We start from the raw sequence: 19,416 nt of genomic DNA on the forward strand, positions 1-19,416 counted from the left end.
GGGTCCCTACTTGCCTTCGGCGATGAATGAAAACGATGAATAGTGGTCCGCGGTGTAGTACTTCTCCCCCGCGTCTCCGGCGATGATCCGCCGTGCGCCACGGTCCGACTCGCCGGGCGTGGGAACAGTGAACTCCCGGTAGTAGCCCGAGGGCTTCTGCGGCAGCACCCGCTCGAAGTTGCCGAAGGTGATGTTGTCCCTGCTGTACGGGTAGGGACCGCCGCGCGCGATCAGCACCAGGACCTGCCGCGCCTCGGCCGGCAACTCCGAGGCCTTGACCTCGGGCAGCTTGGACGGGTTCGCGACGCCGGTGCCCGTGGGCCGCGCTGCTGCCGGCCCTCCGGAAGGCTTGGCGCTGGCAGAGACGCCGGCGCTGGCGGCGGCACTGGTCTGGGCCGGGGACGTTGCAATGCTCGGGGAGTCGCCCGTCCGCGGGATCCCGGCGACCACCAGCACGAGCACCGCCAGGCCCAGGAGCGCCCCGATCAGGGTGCTGAGGCGTTTGGTGGTCATCTCCGGTTCCCCCTAGATGCGGTAGATGCTGATGCTGTTCGCCTGGACCACGTCGCGTTCACCGGAGGCGATCCGGACGCCCTGCCGGCGGTCGTGCCACTCCGAGGTGGTGAGCCGCAGCTCGTAGATCCGCTGGCCGGTGCCGTCGTCGTGCGGGACGGGCGGCAGGGTGACCTTGACGTCGTCGGCGCCGCCGTTGACCACCACCAAGCCCACCACGCGGCCGACGTCGGAACCCACCAGCAGCTGCACCACCCGGTGGGCGGGGTCCTGCCAGCGTTCGGCGGACATCTGCCGGCCGTCGACGTCGAACCAGTGGAAGTAGGACTGCCGCTCCCGGGCGGGGTAGTCGTGCGGCTGGCCGGCGAGGAACTCCTTGCGCAGCCGGATGACGCGCTTGGTGCTGCGGAGCATCGAGTGCGATTCGGGGGTGCTGGTCCAGTCGATCCAGGTCAGCGGGTTGTCCTGGCAGTAGGCGTTGTTGTTGCCCTGCTGGGTGCGTCCCACCTCGTCGCCGGCGGTGATCATCGGCACGCCCTGCGAGATCATCAGGGAGGCCATCAGGTTGCGGCTGCTCTGCGCGCGCTTGGCCAGGATGGCCTCGTCCTCGGTGGGACCCTCGAAGCCGTGGTTGTAGCTGCGGTTGTCGCCGTGGCCGTCCCGGTTCTGCTCTCCGTTGGCCTCGTTGTGCTTGCGGTCGTAGGAGACCAGGTCCGCAAGGGTGAACCCGTCGTGCGCGGTGATGAGGTTGACCGAGGCCAGCCGGTTCCGGCCGGAGCCGGCAAACAGCGCCGCGGAGCCGGAGAGGGCGTCTGCCAGCTTCGCCACGGAGCCGCCATGGCCGCCCGACTCGATCGCGGCCCGGTCCGCCAGCCAAAAGGTGCGGACGGCGTCGCGGAAGTGGTCGTTCCAGTCCACCCAGCCGGGCGGGAACCGGCCCGTCTGCCAGCCGCCGTAGCCCACATCCCAGGGTTCGGCGATCAGCTTGGTCTCGGAGAGCACCGGATCGGCGGCGACGGCCACCAGGAACGGGTGCCGGGGGTCGAACTCGTTGGCCGCGTTCCGGCAGAGCGTGACGGCAAGGTCGAAGCGGAAGCCGTCGACATGGAACTCATTCACCCAGTACCGCAGGGAATCGAGGACCAGCTGCACGACGCGGGGCTCACCGAAGTTCAGGGAGTTGCCGCAGCCGGTGGTGTCCACGTAGCGGCCCTGGCCGTCGTGGCGGTAGTACTGCAGCTCGCCGAGGCCGCGGAAGCTGAGCGCGGGCCCGTCCGGACCTGCTTCGGCGGTGTGGTTGTAGACGACGTCGAGGATCACCTCGAGGCCGGCCGCGTGGAGCAGCTTGACCATGCCCTTGAACTCGTCCTGAACCGCCTGCGGCCCGGCGTCGCGGGCGGCCTGAGTGGCGTAGTCCGGGTGCGGGGCGAAGAAGGCGGCCGTGTTGTAGCCCCAGTAGTTGGTCAAACCCAGGTTCTGCAGGTGGGCCTCGTCCAGGTGGAAGTGGACCGGCAGCAGTTGGACCGCCGTGACGCCCAACGAGACCAGGTGCTCGACCATGGCCGGGTGCGCCATGCCGGCGTAGGTGCCCTGCAGGTGCTCGGGAATGTCCGGGTGGAGCATCGTCTGCCCGCGCACGTGTGCCTCGTAGATGATGGTGTCGCGCCACGGCGTGGCCGGTCCACGGTCCACGCCCCAGTCGAAGTCGCCGGACATCCTGACGCTGGTGATCAGCTTCTCCCGCTGATCCACGGCGCGGCCATAAGGATCGAGCAACAGCGGCTGCACGCCGTCGTCGTCGAAATCCTGGGTGGGAACCGGGACCGGCAGAGCCTCGGCCTCCGGCGCCGCCCGCAGCCCGTAGCGGGAGCCGACCGGCAGCCCCTCGACAATGCCGTGGTGCACGCCGGCGGTGACGTTCGGCAGCGCCTTGACCTGCCAGCCGCGGCCAGGGGCCTGGTAAACCACTTCGAGGGTGGCGACGGCGGGGGCATAGACGGCCACGTTCACCGAGGAACCGCGCGGATCATCGGTCTCCGGGGAGCCGGTGCGTGGCACGCTCAGTCCCAGCGGAAGCGGCCGTGAGGCATCCACGGTCGTTGCGGAATCTACAAAGGACTTGACCATTGGTCATAGCTTAGCCGGGGCCGCCTCCCGCACCGTCTCCGCACCGTCGGGTTACGACGGCGGATGACCCGGGCCGGCGCGTCCGGGCGCTGGCGGAGGCTGGCGGAAGCGGGCGGCGCGAGGCCGGGCGCGTCCGGCGCGGCATACTGGAGGCAGGCACCGAACTGGAGGTAACCGTGCGGATAGCACTGGCGCAAATCATCACCGGCCGCGATCTGGACCGGAACCTTGACCTTGTCCGGGAGTATGCCGCGCGGGCCAAGGCCGGCGGCGCGGACCTGGTGGTCTTCCCGGAGGCCACCATGCGGGCCTTCGGCAACTCGCTGGTGGACATCGCCGAACCGCTGGATGGCCCGTGGGCCTCGGCCGTCCGGGCCATCGCCGCGGAGCAGGACCTGGTGCTGGTGGCCGGCATGTTCACGCCGGGTGCGGCCAAGGACGGATCCCCCGGGTCCGGAACACCCTGCTCGCCACCGGGCCGGGCGTGTCCGCCAGCTACGACAAGATCCACCTGTTCGACGCCTTCGGCTTCGCCGAGTCGGACACGGTGGAGGCGGGTACGGAGCCGGTGACGTTCGACGTCGGCGGCGTCACCGTGGGCCTCGCCACCTGCTACGACGTGCGTTTCCCGGACCTGTTCACGGAACTTGCCGACCGCGGCGCCGTCGTGACCCTGGTGAGCGCCTCCTGGGGCAGCGGTCCGGGCAAGGCGGAGCAGTGGACGTTGCTGGCACGGGCCCGGGCCGCCGACTCGACCAGCTTCGTGGTGGCCTGCGGTCAGGCCGACCCGGCCAGCGCCGGTCTCGAGGTCCGGGGTACCGCCCCCACCGGCGTCGGGCATTCCCTGGTGGCCTCCCCTTCGGCGAGGCGATCGCCGAGCTCGGGGCGGAACCGGACCTGCTGTTCGTGGACCTGGACCCCGCCGAGGTCGACGCCGCCCGCAAGAGCCTCCCGGTCCTGGCCAACCGCCACCGCTTCTAGCCGACGCTCCCTCACATCCGGCGCCTTAAACCACAACGCTCCCTCACCTGAGGTGAGGGAGCGTCCGGGATGCGATTTACTTGGCGGCGCGCTGGCGGGAGATCTCGTAGAGCGAGATGCCCACGGCCATCGAGGCGTTGAGCGATTCCATGGCGGAGTCGATCGGGATCGAGACGATCTGGTCGCAGTTCTCACGGACCAGGCGGCTCAGGCCCTTGCCTTCGGAGCCGACCACGATGCAGACCGGTTCCTTCGCCAGCGCCAGGTCCGGCAGCGAGACGTCGCCGTCGCCGTCCAGGCCGAGGACGAAGATGCCCATGTTCTTGAACGCCTTCAGCGTGCTGTTGAGGTTCGCGGCGCGGGCCACCGGGACGCGGACCGCTGCGCCGGCGCTGGTCTTCCAGGCCGAGGCGGTCACGCCGACGGACCGGCGCTCGGGAACGATCACGCCGTGGCCGCTGAACGCGGAGACGGAACGGATGATCGCACCGAGGTTGCGGGGGTCGGTGATGCCGTCGAGGGCGACGAAGAGCGGGGCATTGGCAATGTGGCCCACCTTCCACGCCTCGACGGTTGCCTCGGCCAGCTCGTAAGCGTCCTGGTACTCGTACGCCGGGATCTGCAAGACCAGGCCCTGGTGGATGGCGTCGTCGGTCATCCGGTCCAGCTCGGGCTTGCCGGTTTCCAGCAGCGGAATGCCGCGCTCGGCCGCGATCTTCAGGGATTCCTTGACCCGGTCATCCATCTCGATGCGAATGGCCACGTGCAGGGCCTTGGCGGGGATGCCGGCGCGGAGCGCCTCGACCACGGAGTTGCGGCCGGTGACGACTTCCTCGGTGGCGCGGCCCTTGGGGCCGGAACGGGCGCCGGCGCTGCGGGCTCCGGTGCCGCGCTTGGCGGCGGAGCGTTCCGCGAGCTGCTTGTTCTTGTGGGCCTTGTGGTAGACCCGGTCCTCCGCCTTGGGAGTGGGGCCCTTGCCTTCGAGGGCCTTACGGCCATGGCCGCCGGTCCCGACGGTGGGACCCTTCTTCTGTTTGACCGAGCGGCGACCGTTATTGGCCATGAGTTTCACCCTTTGAAGTACGCGAATCGTTGATAAGTCTGGACTCCAGTCTACTGACTCGGGTTAAATCCTCGACCGCGTGGGTGCGGCGGCCCGCCCGGCCGCCAGGGCTCAGCCGCGCTTGAGGCTCCAGCTGGCGCCGTCCGCGCCGTCCTCGACGACGACGCCGGCCGCGGCCAGGGTGTCCCGGATGGCATCGGAGGCGGGCCAGTCCTTGGCCGCCCGCGCCTGCGCCCGGGCTGCCAGCTGCGCCTCCACCAGCACGCCGAGCGCGGTGGTGGCCTGGCCGTCCACGGCGGGGGCAGCGGTGTCGTTCAGGCCGAGGACCCGCAGCATGTCGTGAACCTGGTGCAGGGCCTGGCGGGCGTCTTCGGTCCGGCCGTCGGTCAGGGCGGTGTTGCCGGCCCGGACGGTCTCGTGCAGAACGGCGAGGGCCTGCGGAACGTTGAGGTCATCGTCCATGGCGCGTTCGAAACCCTCTGGAACGGCGCCGCAGGTTGAGAAGCTGTAGTTCCCGCCGTCGGACAGGGCCCGGACGGCACGGCTGATGAACCCGTCGATGCGTTCGACGGCGGCGGCGGCTTCCTGCAGCGAGGTGGGCTGGTAGTCCAGCACGGAGCGGTACTGGGCCTGGCCGAGGTAGTAGCGGACCACCCGCGGCGGGGCGAGTTCGAGCATCTCGGCCGGGCTGATGGTGTTGCCGATGGACTTGGACATCTTCTCGCCGGCGTAGGTGACCATGCCGTTGTGCATCCAGAAGTTCGCGAAGCCGTGCCCGGCCGCCTGGGACTGGGCCATCTCGTTCTCGTGGTGCGGGAATCGCAGGTCCAGGCCGCCGCCGTGGATGTCGAACTCGGTGCCGAGGTACTTGGTGACCATCGCGGAGCACTCGAGGTGCCAGCCCGGGCGGCCGGCGCCCCACGGGGAGGCCCAGCTCGCCGTCGTCGGCTCGCCGTCCTTGTGGCCCTTCCAGAGCGCGAAGTCCCGGGGGTCCTTTTTCCCGCGCGGGTCGGCGTCGGGGGCGCCCTGCATGTCATCGATCTTCTGCCGGGTCAGGGATCCGTAGGCGGACCAAGAGCGGACGTCGAAGTAGACGTCGCCGGAGTCATCGAGCGCCGGGTAGGCGTGGCCGCGGTCGATCAGCAGCTGAATCAGGGCGTGCATCTCGGGGATGTGGCCCGTGGCACGGGGCTCGTAGGTGGGCCTGGAGACGCCCAGGGTGTCGTAGGCCTTACGGAATTCCTGCTCGTAGCGGTAGGCCAGCGCCCACCATTCCTCTTCGCGGACGGTGCCGTCGCCCTCGTCGATGCCGGGCGCGAACGACTCGGCGGACTTGGCCAGGATCTTGTCGTCAATGTCCGTGACGTTGCGGACCGTGGTGACCCTGAAGCCGCGGTACTGCAGCCAGCGGGTGAGCTGGTCGAAGGCGATCGCGGAGCGGATGTGACCGACGTGCGGCATGCCCTGTACCGTGGCGCCGCAGTAGTAGAGACTTACCTTCCCCGGAACAAGGGGGACGAAGTCGCGGACTTCGGCGGATGCAGTGTCATAGAAGCGCAGGGTCACCGGTCCAGACTAGCCGATGCGGGGTTGCCGCCGGCCGGTCCGTTACTTGCAGTGCTGGCCGATCTGGTCCATGTTTTGGCGCAGCTGGTTGAGCTGGTCCGTGGTCTGGACTCCGGTGGAGCTGCCCGCGACCTGCTTCATCACGTCGGCCATTTTCTGGATGGGGTCGGCCACCTCGGGGGCCACCTTGTCCGCGACCTCCTGGTAGTGCTTACTGATCTGCCCGGCCTTGTCCTTGTCGCTGCCCGTGGGTACGAAGGTGTCGGTGTTCAGGAACTTGCAGCTCTCATCCACGCTCATGCGCGACGGCGTGGGACTGGCGGCAGGCGGGGTGGACCCGGCGCACCCGGCCAGCAGCAGTCCTGTGGCGAGGACGACGGCGGGGGCTAGCTTTTTCACGGGAAACTCCTGACGTTCCGGGCGGGGTTGTCCGTTAAGCTCTAGGCCAGATCAGCGCCTCCGGCGGAGTCGGCCGGGTAGACAAGGGCGGTGGCGGTGGCCGCGATGCCCTCGCCGCGGCCGGTGAAACCGAGCCCGTCGCTGGTGGTGGCGGTGACGCTGACAGGGGCTCCGGCCGCCTCGCTGAGCACCCGCTGGGACTCCTCCCGGCGGGGGCCGAACTTGGGCCGGTTGGCGACGAACTGTACGGCGATGTTGCCGATCTCCCAGCCGGCGGCGCGGACGATCCGGGCCGCCTCGGTCAGCAGGGTGACGCCGGAGGCTCCGGCGTATTCGGGCCGGTCCGTGCCGAAGTGGGTGCCGAGGTCGCCGATGCCGCAGGCGGAGAACAGGGCGTCGGCCGCGGCGTGGGCCACCGGGTCGCCGTCGGAGTGGCCGGCCAGCCCGCGCTCACCCTCCCAGTGGAGGCCGCCGAGCCAGAGCGGCTGGGGTGCCTCGTCCGGGGCGTAGGCGTGGACGTCGATGCCGATGCCGGTGCGCGGCAGCAGGGGGCGTTGCTTCGGTTCCATGGTCAGCCTTCCACCCAGCGGGCGCCGAGGGGACCCTCAAGCAGGCCCTCGGCCAGGATCAGGTCCAGCGGTGTGGTGATCTTCAGCGACTGGCTGGCGCCGCGGACCGCGTGGACGGGAACGCCCAGCAGTTCCACCAGCATGGCGTCGTCGGTGACGGCGGCCGCCTGGGCTTCGTCAAATGCTTCAGCGGATTCGTGGGCCCGGCGGAGGGTGTCCAGGCTGAAGCCCTGCGGGGTCTGGACGGCGCGCAGCGCCTCCCGGGGTGCGGTGCCGGTGACCAGTTCCGGGGCGATGTCCGCATCCGGGCCGGTGGTCCGGGCGACGGTCTTCACCGTGTCCACCACGGGCAGGACGGGGATGACGGCCTGGGCTCCGGCGGCCAGGGCCTCGGCCACCCGGTGGAAGACGGCCTCCGGTGCCAGGGCGCGGGCGGCGTCGTGCACCAGGACGGACCGGGTGTCCGGGTGCAGAGCGGCCAGGGCGGCCCGCACCGAATCGGCGCGGCTGGCGCCGCCGTCGACGGCCGTGATCTCGGGCGTCTCCACCCCGTCCCCGCCACCGTGCCGCAGTTCCTCGGCGAACGCCTCGCACTGCGCTGCCAGGTCCCGGTCTCCGGGCGGGAGTGCAACGCAGATCAGCCGGGCGACCCCGGCGGCGGCGACCCCGCGGAGGGCGTGGATAAGGATGCTGTCCCCGCCCAGGGGGACCTTGGCCTTGGGCATCCCGTAACCCAGCCGCTGGCCGGATCCGGCGGCCACGAGAATGACCGCGGTGACGGGGGCGGCCGATGGAGTAGTCATGCGCTCAAGCCTACGTCCCGGCGCCTGGGCCGGACCCAACTAGCTGGCAGTTGATGCCGTTTTGAGGGCCCATAACGGCATCTACTGCCAGTCAGTTGGGCCGGTTTTGGGCAAAAGAAGCCCCGGCGGCTTGAAGCCACCGGGGTTCGATTCTTAGTTAGGAAGCCAGGACCTCGTCGAGAACGCTTGCAGCCTTCTCTTCGTCGGTCTTCTCAGCCAGAGCCAGTTCTGAAATCAGAATCTGGCGGGCCTTGGCCAGCATGCGCTTCTCCCCTGCGGAGAGACCCCGGTCGTGGTCGCGGCGCCACAGGTCGCGGACGACCTCGGCTACCTTGATCACGTCACCGGAGGCAAGCTTTTCCAGGTTTGCCTTGTAACGACGCGACCAGTTGGTGGGCTCTTCAGTGAACTCGGCACGAAGCACGTCGAACACGTGCTCCAGGCCTTCCTTGCCCACTACGTCCCGGACCCCAACAAGGTCAACGTTTTCTGCTGGAACTTCAATGGTCAGATCACCCTGAGCCACCTTGAGCTTGAGATACATTCTCTCTTCGCCCTTGACAGTGCGCATCTTGATCTCTTCAATTTTTGCTGCACCGTGGTGAGGGTAAACTACTGTCTCGCCGACCTCAAAAACCATGTGGACATTCCCCTTTCCCGCAGACCAGTTTATCACGATTAAGGCATACGACTGGCATGGTTCCGGCGGAGAAACCGCGAGATTCCGCGGAAAATGGCCCCAATCGGCGGCTCAAACCCCTTGACGGATGCGGATAATAGTGCATTGCGCGGGCCGCGCCAAGGTGCCACGGGAGGCCTTCGACGACGACGCCGGGAAGGCCGGTGCCCGCCGCGCGGGTCCCCGTATCGCGTCGCCGGGGAGGCTTAGGAATCCTCGTTTGGGCCCGGTTGCCGATAGGCTATGGCTGAATACTGTTTCAAGACTCTCAAGGAGTGCGTGACGTGCGTTTCACTGCGATGACCCCGGGCCGGCGCGGCAAGCTGGCAATGGCAACGGCGGCACTTGGCATTGGCCTGCTGTCCGTCTCCGGTTGCGGCTACATCAACCCCCAGCAGACCTCGGTGCAGTACTCCGCCTCCGACGGAACCCGCACGGACCTCGGCCCGGTGCAGCTGCGCAACATGATGATCGTCTCCGACGGCGAGAACAAGCCCGGCCGCGTGCTCGGTGCCGTGTACAACACCTCGTCCAACGACGTCACGCTGACCATCAACGGTGCCAGCGGCTCGCAGACCCAGGTGCCGGTCAAGAAGAACTCCTACGTCCTGCTCAACGACAGCACCGACTCTGCAACCCTGAGCACCACCGGCGGGAAGCCCGGTTCGCTGGTGGAGGTCACCCTCTCCGAGAGTGCCACCAACATGAAGGCCAAGTTCAACATGCCGGTGCTGGACGGCACGATCACGGATTACAAGAAGTACATCCCGACCCCGACCCCGACGGCCACCTCCTCGAGCTCGGCGTCCAGCTCGGCCTCGCCGTCGTCGTCGGCCTCCGAATCCGCGACGCCGTCCCCGACGGCCAGCCGCTAACCGGCACCAGGCACCACAAAAACAAAGGAGCGGCACCCCTCGCGGGGTGCCGCTCCTTGTTATGCCGGCCCGATCTGCACCGTGCCGGCTGTACGCAGTAGGCTCGTTTAGGGCTCGAACTTGTAGCCCAGGCCGCGGACGGTGATCAGGTGCCGCGGTGCGGAGGGTCCGGCTCGATCTTGCTGCGCAGCCGCTTTACGTGCACGTCGAGGGTCTTGGTGTCGCCGACGTAGTCAGACCCCCAGACCCGGTCGATCAGCTGCCCGCGGGTCAGGACGCGGCCGGAGTTGCGCAGCAGCATTTCCAGCAGTTCGAACTCCTTCAGCGGCAGGGAGACCTGCTCGCCCTGGACGCTGACGACGTGCCTTTCGACGTCCATCCGGACCGGGCCCGCCTGAACGGTGCTGGAAACCAGCTCCTCCGGTTCGCCGTGCCGGCGCAGCACGGCCCTGACGCGGGCGACGAGCTCGCGGGAGGAGTAGGGCTTGGTCACGTAGTCGTCGGCGCCGAGTTCCAGGCCCACCACCTTGTCGATCTCGGCGTCCTTGGCGGTCAGCATGATGACCGGGACCGAGGAACGCTGCCGCAGCTGCCGGCAGACCTCCGTGCCGGACTGCCCGGGCAGCTGCAGGTCCAGGAGGACCAGATCGGCGCCGTTGCGGTCGAATTCGGTGATCGCATCGAGGCCGTTGTCCACGACCTCCACCTCGAATCCTTCCTTCCCCAGGAGGAAGGACAGCGGGTCGCTGAAGGACTCCTCGTCCTCGACAATAAGAATCCGGCTCAAGCGCTAGCTCCTTGTTCATGGACGCCGGCGGCGTCGCGTCGTTCGGGTCGTTCGCTGTGGGGTGCCCGGCGCGGATCGCCGACGGGGGCGTCCTGGCCTTCCATCTCCGGCAGCCGGAGGGTGAAGGTGGAACCCTGGCCCGGCTGGGACCAGAGCGTGACTTCGCCGCCATGGTTGGCCATGACGTGCTTGACGATGCTCAGGCCCAGCCCGGTGCCGCCCGTGTGGCGGGAGCGCGCCGAGTCCACCCGGTAGAAGCGCTCGAAGACGCGCTCCTGGTCCTCCGGGCTCAGGCCCTCGCCCTGGTCCGTCACGGAGACGGACACCAGGCCGTCGCGGGAGCGGACGCCGACGCCGACGCGGGTGTTCTCCGGCGAGTAGCGGATGGCGTTGTCGATCAGGTTGCGCAGGGCGGTGACGAGGAGGTCCTGGTCGCCGTAGACCATCGCGTCGGTCCGGCCGCCGACCACGATCTCGATGTTCTTGCTCTCGGCCGGCAGCTGGGAGCGGTCCACGGCCTCGGCGACGACGGTGTTGATGTCCACCGGGTGCGCGGCCTGGGCGACGTTGGCGCCCTGCAGCCGGGAGAGTTCGATGATGTCCTGAACCAGGGCGGCGAGCCGGGTGGACTCCTTGTGCATCCGCTTGGCGAAGCGGCGGACCGCTTCCTCGTCATCCGGGGAGGCCTCCAGCGCCTCGGCCAGCAGCGAGATCGCCCCGACCGGGGTCTTCAGCTCGTGCGAGACGTTGGCGACGAAGTCGTTGCGGATCTCCTCGGTGCGGGTGATTTCGGTGCGGTCATCGGCCAGGAGCAGGATGTATTCCTCACCGAGCATGGCCGCGCGGACCTGGACGATCAGGGTTCCCTGGCCGAGCGGGCCGCGGGGCAGTTCGAGCTGCTTCTCCAGGATCACGCCGTCGCGCCGGACCTTGGCGGTCAGCTCGAGCAGCTGCTGGTGGACCACGGTGTGGCCGCGGACCAGGCCGTAGGCGTAGGCGGCGGGACTGGCCCGGACGACGCCGTCGATCGCGTCCACCACCACGAACGCCCGGCCCAGGACGGCCAGGACCTCGGCGGCGCCCTCGGGCAGGGAGGGTTCGTCGGTTTCGACGTCGCTGATCCGGCGCTGCTGTTCGCTGAGGCGGAACGCGAGCACGCCGAAGACGCCGAGCGCCAGGCCGATGAGGCCCGCGATCACACCGATGAGCATTGGATCCACGGCTCCAGCTTATGCGGTGCGCGGGCGGCTCAATTGAAAACGTGTGCGGTTCCGGGGCTGGTTCAGCTAACGTTCATCTAGTGGGGCGCAACAGTTCACCGACGAGTGGCAGGGTGGCAGGTTGAACGCCGCTACGGCGAAACCAGACGTTGCCGGCCCAGCGGCCGTCCGCGACGTTGACGAGGAAAGGACGCCCCGTGCGTAAGGTTTTTCAGGAAGAGCTCGCCCAGGTCGGTGAACAGCTCGTAGAGATTTCCAAGCTGGTCAGCGAGGCCTTCGAGAAGGCCACCACCGCTTTCGAAGGTGCCGACGTCGACCTCGCCGAGGACGTCATTGCCGCCGATGCCCGCATCGACTTCCTGCAGAACAGCCTCGACGAGCGCGCCATCGACATCCTGGCCCTCCAGGGCCCGGTGGCCAGCGACCTGCGCATGATCGTCGGCTCGCTGCGGATGAGCGCCTCGCTGGAGCGCATGGGTGACCTCGCCCGGCACATCGCCCAACTGGCCCGGCTCCGCTACCCGGCCAACGTCATCCCCGCGCCGCTACAGGACACGTTCCGGGAGTTCGCGAAGGCTGACCTGGAGATCGCCGAGAAGCTGACCATCCTGCTGGAGACCCGCGACCTGGAGGTGGCCCGGGACATCCTGAAGGCCAACACCACCGTCAACGACCTCCACCTGTCCGTCTTCAAGGCGATCGCCCGCGGCGACTGGGCCGAGTCCGCCGCCACCACCGTGGACGTGGCCCTGGCCAGCCGCTACTTCGAGCGCTTCGCAGACCACGGCGTGTCCGTGGCGCAGAAGGTGACGTACCTGGTCACCGGTGCCTGGCACCCGAACAGCATCGAGCACAGCTAGTAGCGCTAGGACCGCTAGCGGCGCTTCCTCGCAAACGATTCAGAACAAACGACGGCGGCCGGCCACCTTGGGGGTGGACGGCCGCCGTCGACGTTTCCGGGGAACTTCCGGGGCTACTTCTTGCCCTGGTTCGCCACGGCCTTGATGGACTCGGCAGCGGCCTCCGGGTCAAGGTAGGTTCCGCCCGGGTTCAGCGGCTTGAAGTTCTCGTCCAGGTCGTAGACCAGCGGGATGCCGGTGGGGATGTTCAGGCCGGCGATGTCCTCGTCGCTGATCCCGTCCAGGTGCTTGACCAGGGCGCGCAGGGAGTTGCCGTGGGCGGTGACCAGCACGGTCTTGCCGGCCTTCAGGTCTTCCTTGATGTCCGATTCCCAGTACGGCAGGAGTCGGACCAGGACGTCCTTGAGGCATTCGGTGCGGGGCATCTCGTCGCCGAGGTCCTTGTAGCGCGGGTCGCCCACCTGGGAGAACTCGGAGTCATCGGCCAGGGGCGGCGGCGGGGTGTCGTAGGACCGGCGCCAGGTCATGAACTGTTCCTCGCCGTATTCGGCCAGGGTCTGGGCCTTGTCCTTGCCCTGCAGCGCACCGTAGTGGCGCTCGTTAAGGCGCCAGTCGCGCTTGACGTCAATCCAGCCGCGGTCCGCCTTGTCGAGGGCCAGGTTGGCGGTGTTGATGGCCCGCTTCAGGCGCGAGGTGTAGAGGATGTCCGGGAGGACGTTGTTCCCCACGAGCAACTCGCCGCCGCGCACCGCCTCGGCACGTCCCTGGTCATTCAGGTCCACGTCCACCCATCCGGTGAACAGATTCTTGGCGTTCCATTCGCTGTGCCCGTGGCGCAGCAGGATCAGCTTGTAAGTCATGGTTGTCATCCTAGCCGAGGCCCCCGCCGGCGGCGCCGTCCGTTACACCGGGGCTCCCGCACAGGGGCTACTGCACCCTGGCTCCTTCACAGGGGCTTCTGCGACCGGCCTACCGGCTGGCGGCTAGGGTTAAGCCGTGGTGCAGAAGGCTGAGCGGGTGACGTCCCCCGGACCCCGCGGTGGAGCACGCGCAGGGCGGCCGGTGGGCAACGTGACCCGCGGCACCACCAACCCCAATCGGATGCGCCGGGTAGACCGGTGGCTGGCCGGGCCGCAGGCGTGGCGGCTGCGCACCGCGGCCGATCCCCTGGTGGTGGATCTGGGCTATGGCGCTTCCCCCGCCACCGCCGTCGAACTTTTCCAGCGGCTCTCCGCCGTCCGCCCGGATGTCCGCGTGGTGGGCATCGAGATCGAACCGGAACGGGTCCGCCAGGCAAAGGCGCTGGAACAGCCAGGGCTGAGCTTCCAATTGGGCGGCTTCGAACTGCCGGTGCCCGGCCGGCCCGTGCTGGTGCGGGCCTTCAACGTGCTCCGCCAGTATGAGGAGGCCGACGTCCCGGCGATCTGGCGGTTGGTGCAGGACCGGCTGGCCCCCAACGGACTCTTCGTCGACGGCACGTGCGACGAGATCGGGCGGAACGTCACCTGGGTGGCGCTCGACGCCGGGGGTCCGATCAGCCTGGGATTGTCCCTGCGCTTCGGGTCCGTGGAGCTGCCTTCCGACATTGCCGAACGGCTCCCGAAGGCCCTGATTCACCGCAACGTACGCGGCGAGAAGGTGCATGCCTTCCTGCAGGCGCTGGACAAGGCCTGGCTGGAGGCTGCGCCGCTGGCTTCCTTCGGTCACCGGCAGCGCTGGATGGCAGCGTGCCTTTCGCTGCGGGAGGCAGGCTGGCCCGTGCTGGACGGGCCGTCCCGCTGGCGGCTGGGGGAACTGTCCGTGGCCTGGGCCGCGGTAGCCCCCGACGGGCTACCGGCCGCGGAGGGCGGCCGCGGAAGCTACCAGGGGCCGTAAGGGCCCATGTTGCGGCTGCCGCCACGGCCGGCGTCGCGGACGGCAGGCCGGACGTCCGCGAGGTAAACGGAGGCCGCGGTGACGGCCGCCAGGCCGAACAGACCCAGCGGGCCGAAGAAGCCACCGCCGCCGCCCAGCAGGGACAGCAGGCCGATGGCCAGGGCGCCGCCGGTGAGGGCGAGCCAGAAGGTCTTGGTGCGCTTGGACATGGCCTCGAACGCGTTGGGCTTGTGCCGCAGGCAGTCGAAGAAGGCCCACACCTCGAGCCCCAGGGCCACCAGGGCGAGGAGGAAGTAGATTCCCCTGTCGGCAAAGTCAATCAGCAAGCGTCCGTCCATGTCCCCAGCCTAACCGTCCAACGTGGCGAGGGCCTGCTCCAAATCGGCCCACAGGTCCTCGACATTTTCGATCCCGACGCTGAGGCGCACCAGATTCTCCGGCACGCTGAGCGGCTCGGCGGTGTGCCGGCGCCGCCGTTCGATCAGGGATTCCACCCCGCCAAGGGAGGTGGCGGGCAGCCAGAGCCGCAGGCTGGTGATCATCCGGTCCGCCGCCTCAGCGCCGCTCAGCCCGCCCGCGGGGGCCATTTCGATGCAGAGGATCGAGCCGAAGCCCGTCATCTGCTCCTTGGCCCGCTGATGGCCGGGGTCCGTGGGAAGGCCCGGGTACCGGATGCTGCCCACCCGCGGATGACGGGCCAGACGCTCCGCGAGGATGGCCGCGGACGCCTGCGACCGTTCGATCCGCAGCGCCAGGGTGCGCAGCCCGCGCAACGCCAGCCAGGCCTCGAACGGCCCGGCGATCCCGCCGTGGATGGTGCGGTGGTGCAGCAGGCGGGCGTGCAGCGCCTCATCCGAGGTCACCAGGGCGCCGAGGACGACGTCGGAGTGCCCGGCGAGGTACTTGGTCACCGAGTGCAGCACGACGTCGGAGCCCAGGGACAGCGGCTGTTGCACCAGCGGGGTGGAGAAGGTGTTATCCGTGATGACGATGGCCCCGGCGTCGTGGGCTGCGGCGGTTAGGGCGCGTATGTCCGCGACGCCGAGCATCGGGTTGGTGGGGCTCTCCAACCAAAGGACACTGGCCGGCTTGCCCTGCGCGGGCGCTAGCTGGGCCAGGACTGCGTCCGTGTCCGCGATGTCCACGGTCCGCAGTTCCAGTGCCCCCGCCTCGGCCAGTTCGGTAGCCATCACCAGGGATCCGGCGTAGCTGTGCGAGGGCATCACCAGCACGCCCTGCGGCGGGACCAGGGACAGCGCCGAGCTGACGGCCGCGAGCCCGGAGGCGTAGAGCAGCCCGGGCAGTGAGGCTCCCTCCAGCTGCGCCAGGGCCTCCTCGAACGGGTCCCAGGTGGGGTTGGAGTACCGGCCGTAGCCGCGGTCGCCGGGGCCCAGCGGCCCGGTGCCGAAGTAGGTGGAGGACAGCACCAGCGGCGGGTTGACCGGGGCGTCGCGTTCGCGCGGCGGACGGCCCGCTGCGACCACGACGGTTTCGGCGGACAGCGCGGCGGCCTGATCTTCGGAGAGACTCATGCTGACAGGGTACGTGGGGCGGCGCGGGACCCGCTGGGCGTTACGGCGCACCAGCAGAGTGTCCGTGGTTGTCGGTACGCTAGAGCAGTGACTTCCCAGACTCCCGGCCCTGCCCGCGGGCCGTTCCCCGGCCTGTTGATCGCCTTCGAAGGCGGCGACGGCGCCGGTAAGTCCACGCAGACGGCAGCGCTGGCCGCGGCGCTGGAGTCACGCGGCCTCACCGTCCTGCGCACCCGGGAGCCCGGGGGTACCCCGATCGGCGAGAAGCTGCGCTCCCTGGTGCTTGAGCACGGTCACGGCGAGATCGACGGCCGGACCGAGGCGCTGATTTTCGCGGCCTCCCGCGCCGCCCACGCCGAGCAGGTCCTGCGGCCGGCCCTGGAACGCGGCGACGTGGTCCTGACCGACCGTTACATCGACTCCTCCGTCGCCTACCAGGGCGCCGGCCGCCACCTGGGCACGGACCGGGTGCGCGGGATCAACGAGTGGGCCACCGCCGGGCTCTGGCCGGACCTGACCGTTCTGCTCGACGTCGACCCCGCGGACGGGCGCCGCCGCCGCACCGCCGGGGATGCAGCGGAGGACCGGCTCGAATCCGAGGCGGACGACTTCCACGCCCGGATCCGCGGCGCCTTCCTTGAGCTCGCGGCGGCGCGGCCGGGCCAGTACCTGGTCCTGGACGCGCACCTGCCGGTGGATGACCTGGCGGCGCAGATCCTGGACCGTGTGGACGCGTTGCTGTCGCTCCGGCAAGGCAGCTCGGCATGAGTGTCTGGGATGACCTGCAGGGCCAGCCCGCCGTCGTCGACCAGCTCCGGCAGGCCGCGGAGGGTGACGGCCTGACCCACGCCTGGCTCTTCACCGGTCCGCCGGGATCCGGCCGCTCCAACGCCGCGAAGGCATTCGCGGCCGCCTTGAACTGCGACCAGGACGACATCACCCGGCGCGGCTGCGGGCACTGCCACGCCTGCCAGACGATCGTCGGCGAAACGCATTCCGACGTGACGTTCGTCCGGACCGAGAAGGTCACCATCACCATCGACGAGGCCCGCGAACTTGTGGCCACCGCCGGGAACCGGCCGTCCTCGGCGCGGTGGCGGATCATCGTGGTGGAGGACGCGGACCGGATGGCCGAGCGGACCACCAACGTGCTGCTCAAGGCCATCGAGGAACCCACCCCGCGGACCATCTGGATGCTCTGCGCCCCCTCCCCGCGGACGTGCTGGTGACCATCCGGTCGCGTTGCCGCCCCGTGGCCCTGCGGCTGCCGCCCGCGGCCGACGTCGCCGCTCTCCTGGTCAGCCGGGACGGGATCGCACCCGACGTCGCCGAACGCGCCGCCCGCGCCGCACAAAGCCACGTGGGGATCGCCCGCCGGCTGGCGCGCGACCCGGACGCCCGGCAGCGCCGCCTGGACACGGTGCGGTTCCCGCTGCACCTGCGCGGCGTCACCGCCGCCGTCATGATGGCGGACAAGCTGGTGAAGATCGCCACCGAGGAGGCCACCAGCTCCAACGAGGAGCGCGACGCCGCCGAGAAGACCGCGCTGCTGGCCACCCTGGGTGCCCCCGAGAGCGGGCCGCTGCCGCCGGCGATGCGCGGCCAGGTCAAGCAGTTGGAGGATGACCAGAAGCGTCGAGCCAAGCGCTCCATCACGGACTCCCTGGACCGGACGCTGACGGACCTCCTGTCCTTCTACCGCGACGTGCTGATCATCCAGATGGGCAACGCCGTGGACCTGGTCAACCTCGAACTCCGCGACGAGCTCCAGGAATTCGCCGGCCGCTCCACCCCGGAGGTGACGCTGGCTCGGATGGATGCCATCAACACCGCCCGGCAACGGATCACCACCTCCAACGTCGCTCCCCTGCTGGCGGTGGAGTCCATGGCCGCCAGCCTCATCTAACCCCCAGCTTCTGTCCCGATCTTTTTCGTTGTCTGTCCCGAGGAGAACCGCATGACGTCAGCACCATCCCGGCCCGCCGGCAGCCGACCCCCGTGGTACGGCCTGCGCTCGGCCGGCGCCCTGGCACTAGGCCTGGTGCTGGCCCTGGTGCTCTCGTCCTGCACGCTGTTCGGGTCGGGCAACAACCAGTCCTCCGCGGCCCCCGGATCCGCCGATCCGTCGATCGCGGCCGCGGCTCCGGCGGAACTGCGCAGCTTCTACACCCAGCAGCTGACCTGGTCCCGCTGCGAGGGTGACTTCCAGTGCGCCAAGGTCAAGGTCCCGGTGGACTACAGCAAGCCCGACGGCGGCAGCATCGACCTCGCCATCCTGAAGCTGGCGGCCAAGGGCGGGAACAAGAAGGGCAGCCTCCTGGTCAACCCGGGCGGCCCCGGCGGGTCCGGCGTCGACTTCGTGCGCGACGCCGGCGCCACAAACATCTCCGACAAGGTCCGGGCGAACTACGACGTCATCGGCTTCGACCCGCGCGGAGTCAAGCGTTCCGCGCCCGTCACCTGCCTCACCGACCAGGAGCGGGACGCGAACCGCGCCAAGGTCTACAAGATGGACACCGACGCCGGCCTGGCCGACGCCCTCGCGGACAACAAGGCGATCGCCGCCAAATGCGCGGAGAAGACCGGCCCGATCCTGGGCCACGTGGACACCGTCAGCGCCGCCAAGGACATGGACGTGCTGCGCGGGGTGCTCAACGACGCAAAGCTGAACTACCTGGGCTACTCCTACGGAACGTTCCTGGGCTCCACCTACGCCTCCCTGTTCCCGGAAAACGTGGGCCGCATGGTGCTGGACGGGGCGCTCGACCCGTCGCTGAACTACGAGGAGCTGACCGCAGGCCAGGCGAAGGCGTTCGAGAAGGCGATCCGCGCGTACGTCACGCACTGCCTGCAGAACAGCGGCTGCCCCTTCAGCGGCAGCGCGGACGACGCCATCCGGGAGATCCAGGACATCATCGCGTCCGTTGAGGCCAGTCCGAAGACCGCCAAGGACGGCCGGGTGGTCAACGCCTCGATGTTCGTCAGCGGCTTCATCCTGCCGTTCTACAACGACGACAACTGGCCCCTGCTGACCCAGGCCCTGGACAGTGCCAAGAAGGGCGATGTCTCCCCCATGCTGCGGCTCTCCGACTTCGGCGCGGACCGGGAACCGAACGGGACCTACTCGGCGAACTCCACGTTTGCCTTCACCGCCGTCAACTGCCTGGACTACCCGATGGACGCGGACACCGCCGAGATGCGGGCCGAGGACCAGCGCCTCCGCCAGCTCTCCCCCACCCTGGGCTACTACTTCGCATACGGCGCCACCAGCTGCAAGGATTGGCCGTACAAGAGCCAGCGCACCCCCGCGCCGGTGCAGTACAAGGGCTCCACGGACATCGTGGTCATCGGCACCACCGGGGACCCGGCGACGCCGGTGGAGTGGGCCGGTTCGTTGCGGAAGCAGCTGGGCAAGGCCTCGCTGCTGACCTGGAAGGGTGAGGGCCACACCGCCTACGGCCGGTCCAACAGCTGCATCGGCAACGCCGTGGACGGGTACCTCGTGGACGGCAAAACCCCGGCGGACAACACCGTCTGCTAGGGCCGTTCCGGGGCCGTGTCCGCGCC

At 69.2% G+C, this 19,416-nt stretch carries 17 protein-coding genes and 3 pseudogenes; 7 read left to right on the forward strand and 13 right to left on the reverse strand.

All coding sequences use genetic code 11. From position 1 onward, the window contains the following. Positions 1-6 precede the first annotated feature (6 nt). Together ACRQ5B_RS03245 and glgX are read right to left on the reverse strand one after the other, a co-directional pair. Positions 7-513, reverse strand: coding sequence for a ribonuclease domain-containing protein (locus tag ACRQ5B_RS03245; RefSeq protein WP_432396897.1), 507 nt, complete (start codon positions 511-513; stop codon positions 7-9). 12 nt (positions 514-525) lie between these two features. Further along, positions 526-2,640 carry a glycogen debranching protein GlgX gene (gene glgX, locus ACRQ5B_RS03250; protein WP_432396900.1) on the reverse strand — a complete coding sequence of 705 codons (2,115 nt, stop codon included), beginning with the start codon at positions 2,638-2,640 and terminating at the stop codon, positions 526-528. A gap of 176 nt (positions 2,641-2,816) precedes the next feature. Between glgX and ACRQ5B_RS03255 the strand changes: the two are divergent. Beyond that, a pseudogene (locus ACRQ5B_RS03255) lies at positions 2,817-3,621 on the forward strand (carbon-nitrogen hydrolase family protein). A gap of 76 nt (positions 3,622-3,697) precedes the next feature. On the opposite strand, the gene rlmB reads toward ACRQ5B_RS03255, so the two are convergent. The 6 genes from rlmB to ACRQ5B_RS03285 form a co-directional block, all read right to left on the reverse strand. Then, the gene (gene rlmB / locus ACRQ5B_RS03260) at positions 3,698-4,684 is read right to left on the reverse strand and encodes a 23S rRNA (guanosine(2251)-2'-O)-methyltransferase RlmB (protein ID WP_432396902.1); all 987 of its coding nucleotides are present in this window, start codon (positions 4,682-4,684) and stop codon (positions 3,698-3,700) included. 111 nt (positions 4,685-4,795) lie between these two features. Beyond that, the gene (gene cysS, locus ACRQ5B_RS03265) at positions 4,796-6,250 is read right to left on the reverse strand and encodes a cysteine--tRNA ligase (protein WP_432396904.1); all 1,455 of its coding nucleotides are present in this window, start codon (positions 6,248-6,250) and stop codon (positions 4,796-4,798) included. 42 nt (positions 6,251-6,292) lie between these two features. Then, positions 6,293-6,649 (reverse strand): hypothetical protein, encoded by a 357-nt coding sequence (locus tag ACRQ5B_RS03270; protein WP_432396906.1) that lies wholly within the window; start codon positions 6,647-6,649, stop codon positions 6,293-6,295. A gap of 41 nt (positions 6,650-6,690) precedes the next feature. Next, positions 6,691-7,218, reverse strand: a complete 528-nt coding sequence (gene ispF / locus ACRQ5B_RS03275; protein ID WP_432396909.1) for a 2-C-methyl-D-erythritol 2,4-cyclodiphosphate synthase — start codon at positions 7,216-7,218, stop codon at positions 6,691-6,693. A 2-nt stretch (positions 7,219-7,220) separates the two neighbouring features. Continuing rightward, positions 7,221-8,021 (reverse strand): 2-C-methyl-D-erythritol 4-phosphate cytidylyltransferase, encoded by an 801-nt coding sequence (gene ispD, locus ACRQ5B_RS03280; protein ID WP_432396912.1) that lies wholly within the window; start codon positions 8,019-8,021, stop codon positions 7,221-7,223. A 157-nt stretch (positions 8,022-8,178) separates the two neighbouring features. After that, positions 8,179-8,661 (reverse strand): CarD family transcriptional regulator, encoded by a 483-nt coding sequence (locus tag ACRQ5B_RS03285; RefSeq protein ID WP_432396915.1) that lies wholly within the window; start codon positions 8,659-8,661, stop codon positions 8,179-8,181. Between the two features lie 338 nt (positions 8,662-8,999). Between ACRQ5B_RS03285 and ACRQ5B_RS03290 the strand changes: the two genes are divergently transcribed. After that, positions 9,000-9,575, forward strand: a complete 576-nt coding sequence (locus ACRQ5B_RS03290) for a hypothetical protein (protein WP_412883216.1) — start codon at positions 9,000-9,002, stop codon at positions 9,573-9,575. A gap of 107 nt (positions 9,576-9,682) precedes the next feature. Here the strand turns inward: ACRQ5B_RS03290 and ACRQ5B_RS03295 are convergent. Together ACRQ5B_RS03295 and ACRQ5B_RS03300 are read right to left on the reverse strand one after the other, a co-directional pair. Beyond that, positions 9,683-10,362: pseudogene (locus tag ACRQ5B_RS03295) on the reverse strand (response regulator). Beyond that, positions 10,359-11,573: a sensor histidine kinase gene (locus ACRQ5B_RS03300; protein WP_432398684.1), complete on the reverse strand. Its 1,215-nt coding sequence runs from the start codon at positions 11,571-11,573 to the stop codon at positions 10,359-10,361. Before ACRQ5B_RS03300 ends, ACRQ5B_RS03295 begins: the two are co-directional and overlap by 4 nt. A gap of 206 nt (positions 11,574-11,779) precedes the next feature. On the opposite strand from ACRQ5B_RS03300, the gene phoU reads away from it, so the two are divergent. After that, positions 11,780-12,442, forward strand: coding sequence for a phosphate signaling complex protein PhoU (gene phoU, locus ACRQ5B_RS03305; RefSeq protein ID WP_412882155.1), 663 nt, complete (start codon positions 11,780-11,782; stop codon positions 12,440-12,442). Between the two features lie 113 nt (positions 12,443-12,555). Here the strand turns inward: phoU and ACRQ5B_RS03310 are convergent, their stop codons facing one another. Then, positions 12,556-13,302, reverse strand: a complete 747-nt coding sequence (locus ACRQ5B_RS03310) for a phosphoglyceromutase (RefSeq protein WP_432396918.1) — start codon at positions 13,300-13,302, stop codon at positions 12,556-12,558. Positions 13,303-13,438: 136 nt separating this feature from the next. Between ACRQ5B_RS03310 and ACRQ5B_RS03315 the strand changes: the two genes are divergently transcribed. Beyond that, the gene (locus ACRQ5B_RS03315) at positions 13,439-14,317 is read left to right on the forward strand and encodes a class I SAM-dependent methyltransferase (RefSeq protein WP_432396921.1); all 879 of its coding nucleotides are present in this window, start codon (positions 13,439-13,441) and stop codon (positions 14,315-14,317) included. On the opposite strand, the gene ACRQ5B_RS03320 is transcribed toward ACRQ5B_RS03315, so the two are convergent. Continuing rightward, on the reverse strand, positions 14,302-14,655 hold the full coding sequence (locus tag ACRQ5B_RS03320) for a DUF2516 family protein (protein WP_290256501.1): 354 nt from the start codon (positions 14,653-14,655) through the stop codon (positions 14,302-14,304). The two genes, ACRQ5B_RS03315 and ACRQ5B_RS03320, sit on opposite strands and share 16 nt — an antisense overlap. Before the next feature lie 9 nt (positions 14,656-14,664). Further along, complete coding sequence (locus ACRQ5B_RS03325; RefSeq protein WP_432396924.1) at positions 14,665-15,849, reverse strand: trans-sulfuration enzyme family protein; 1,185 nt, start codon at positions 15,847-15,849, stop codon at positions 14,665-14,667. An 87-nt stretch (positions 15,850-15,936) separates the two neighbouring features. Between ACRQ5B_RS03325 and tmk the strand changes: the two genes are divergently transcribed. The 3 genes and pseudogenes from tmk to ACRQ5B_RS03340 all read left to right on the forward strand — a co-directional run bounded on the left by tmk (position 15,937) and on the right by ACRQ5B_RS03340 (position 19,390). Continuing rightward, complete coding sequence (gene tmk / locus ACRQ5B_RS03330) at positions 15,937-16,617, forward strand: dTMP kinase (RefSeq protein WP_432396926.1); 681 nt, start codon at positions 15,937-15,939, stop codon at positions 16,615-16,617. Then, positions 16,614-17,755 (forward strand): annotated as a pseudogene (locus tag ACRQ5B_RS03335) (DNA polymerase III subunit delta'). Before tmk ends, ACRQ5B_RS03335 begins: the two are co-directional and overlap by 4 nt. Positions 17,756-17,806: 51 nt before the next feature. Further along, the gene (locus ACRQ5B_RS03340; protein WP_432396929.1) at positions 17,807-19,390 is read left to right on the forward strand and encodes an alpha/beta hydrolase; all 1,584 of its coding nucleotides are present in this window, start codon (positions 17,807-17,809) and stop codon (positions 19,388-19,390) included. Positions 19,391-19,416: the final 26 nt, after the last annotated feature.

Source organism: Pseudarthrobacter sp. L19 (genome assembly GCF_050859435.1).
Lineage (GTDB): Bacteria > Actinomycetota > Actinomycetes > Actinomycetales > Micrococcaceae > Arthrobacter.

Excerpts from the sequence above, each read along its gene's own strand:
- ACRQ5B_RS03325 (WP_432396924.1), bottom strand. The coding sequence starts at position 15,849 with ATGAGTCTCTCCGAAGATCAGGCCGCCGCGCTGTCCGCCGAAACCGTC.
- rlmB (WP_432396902.1), bottom strand. The coding sequence starts at position 4,684 with ATGGCCAATAACGGTCGCCGCTCGGTCAAACAGAAGAAGGGTCCCACC.
- ACRQ5B_RS03285 (WP_432396915.1), bottom strand. The coding sequence starts at position 8,661 with ATGGTTTTTGAGGTCGGCGAGACAGTAGTTTACCCTCACCACGGTGCA.
- ACRQ5B_RS03340 (WP_432396929.1), top strand. The coding sequence starts at position 17,807 with ATGACGTCAGCACCATCCCGGCCCGCCGGCAGCCGACCCCCGTGGTAC.
- glgX (WP_432396900.1), bottom strand. The coding sequence starts at position 2,640 with ATGGTCAAGTCCTTTGTAGATTCCGCAACGACCGTGGATGCCTCACGG.
- ispF (WP_432396909.1), bottom strand. The coding sequence starts at position 7,218 with ATGGAACCGAAGCAACGCCCCCTGCTGCCGCGCACCGGCATCGGCATC.
- ACRQ5B_RS03290 (WP_412883216.1), top strand. The coding sequence starts at position 9,000 with ATGACCCCGGGCCGGCGCGGCAAGCTGGCAATGGCAACGGCGGCACTT.
- ACRQ5B_RS03310 (WP_432396918.1), bottom strand. The coding sequence starts at position 13,302 with ATGACTTACAAGCTGATCCTGCTGCGCCACGGGCACAGCGAATGGAAC.
- ACRQ5B_RS03320 (WP_290256501.1), bottom strand. The coding sequence starts at position 14,655 with ATGGACGGACGCTTGCTGATTGACTTTGCCGACAGGGGAATCTACTTC.
- ispD (WP_432396912.1), bottom strand. The coding sequence starts at position 8,021 with ATGACTACTCCATCGGCCGCCCCCGTCACCGCGGTCATTCTCGTGGCC.
- ACRQ5B_RS03300 (WP_432398684.1), bottom strand. The coding sequence starts at position 11,573 with ATGCTCATCGGTGTGATCGCGGGCCTCATCGGCCTGGCGCTCGGCGTC.
- ACRQ5B_RS03245 (WP_432396897.1), bottom strand. The coding sequence starts at position 513 with ATGACCACCAAACGCCTCAGCACCCTGATCGGGGCGCTCCTGGGCCTG.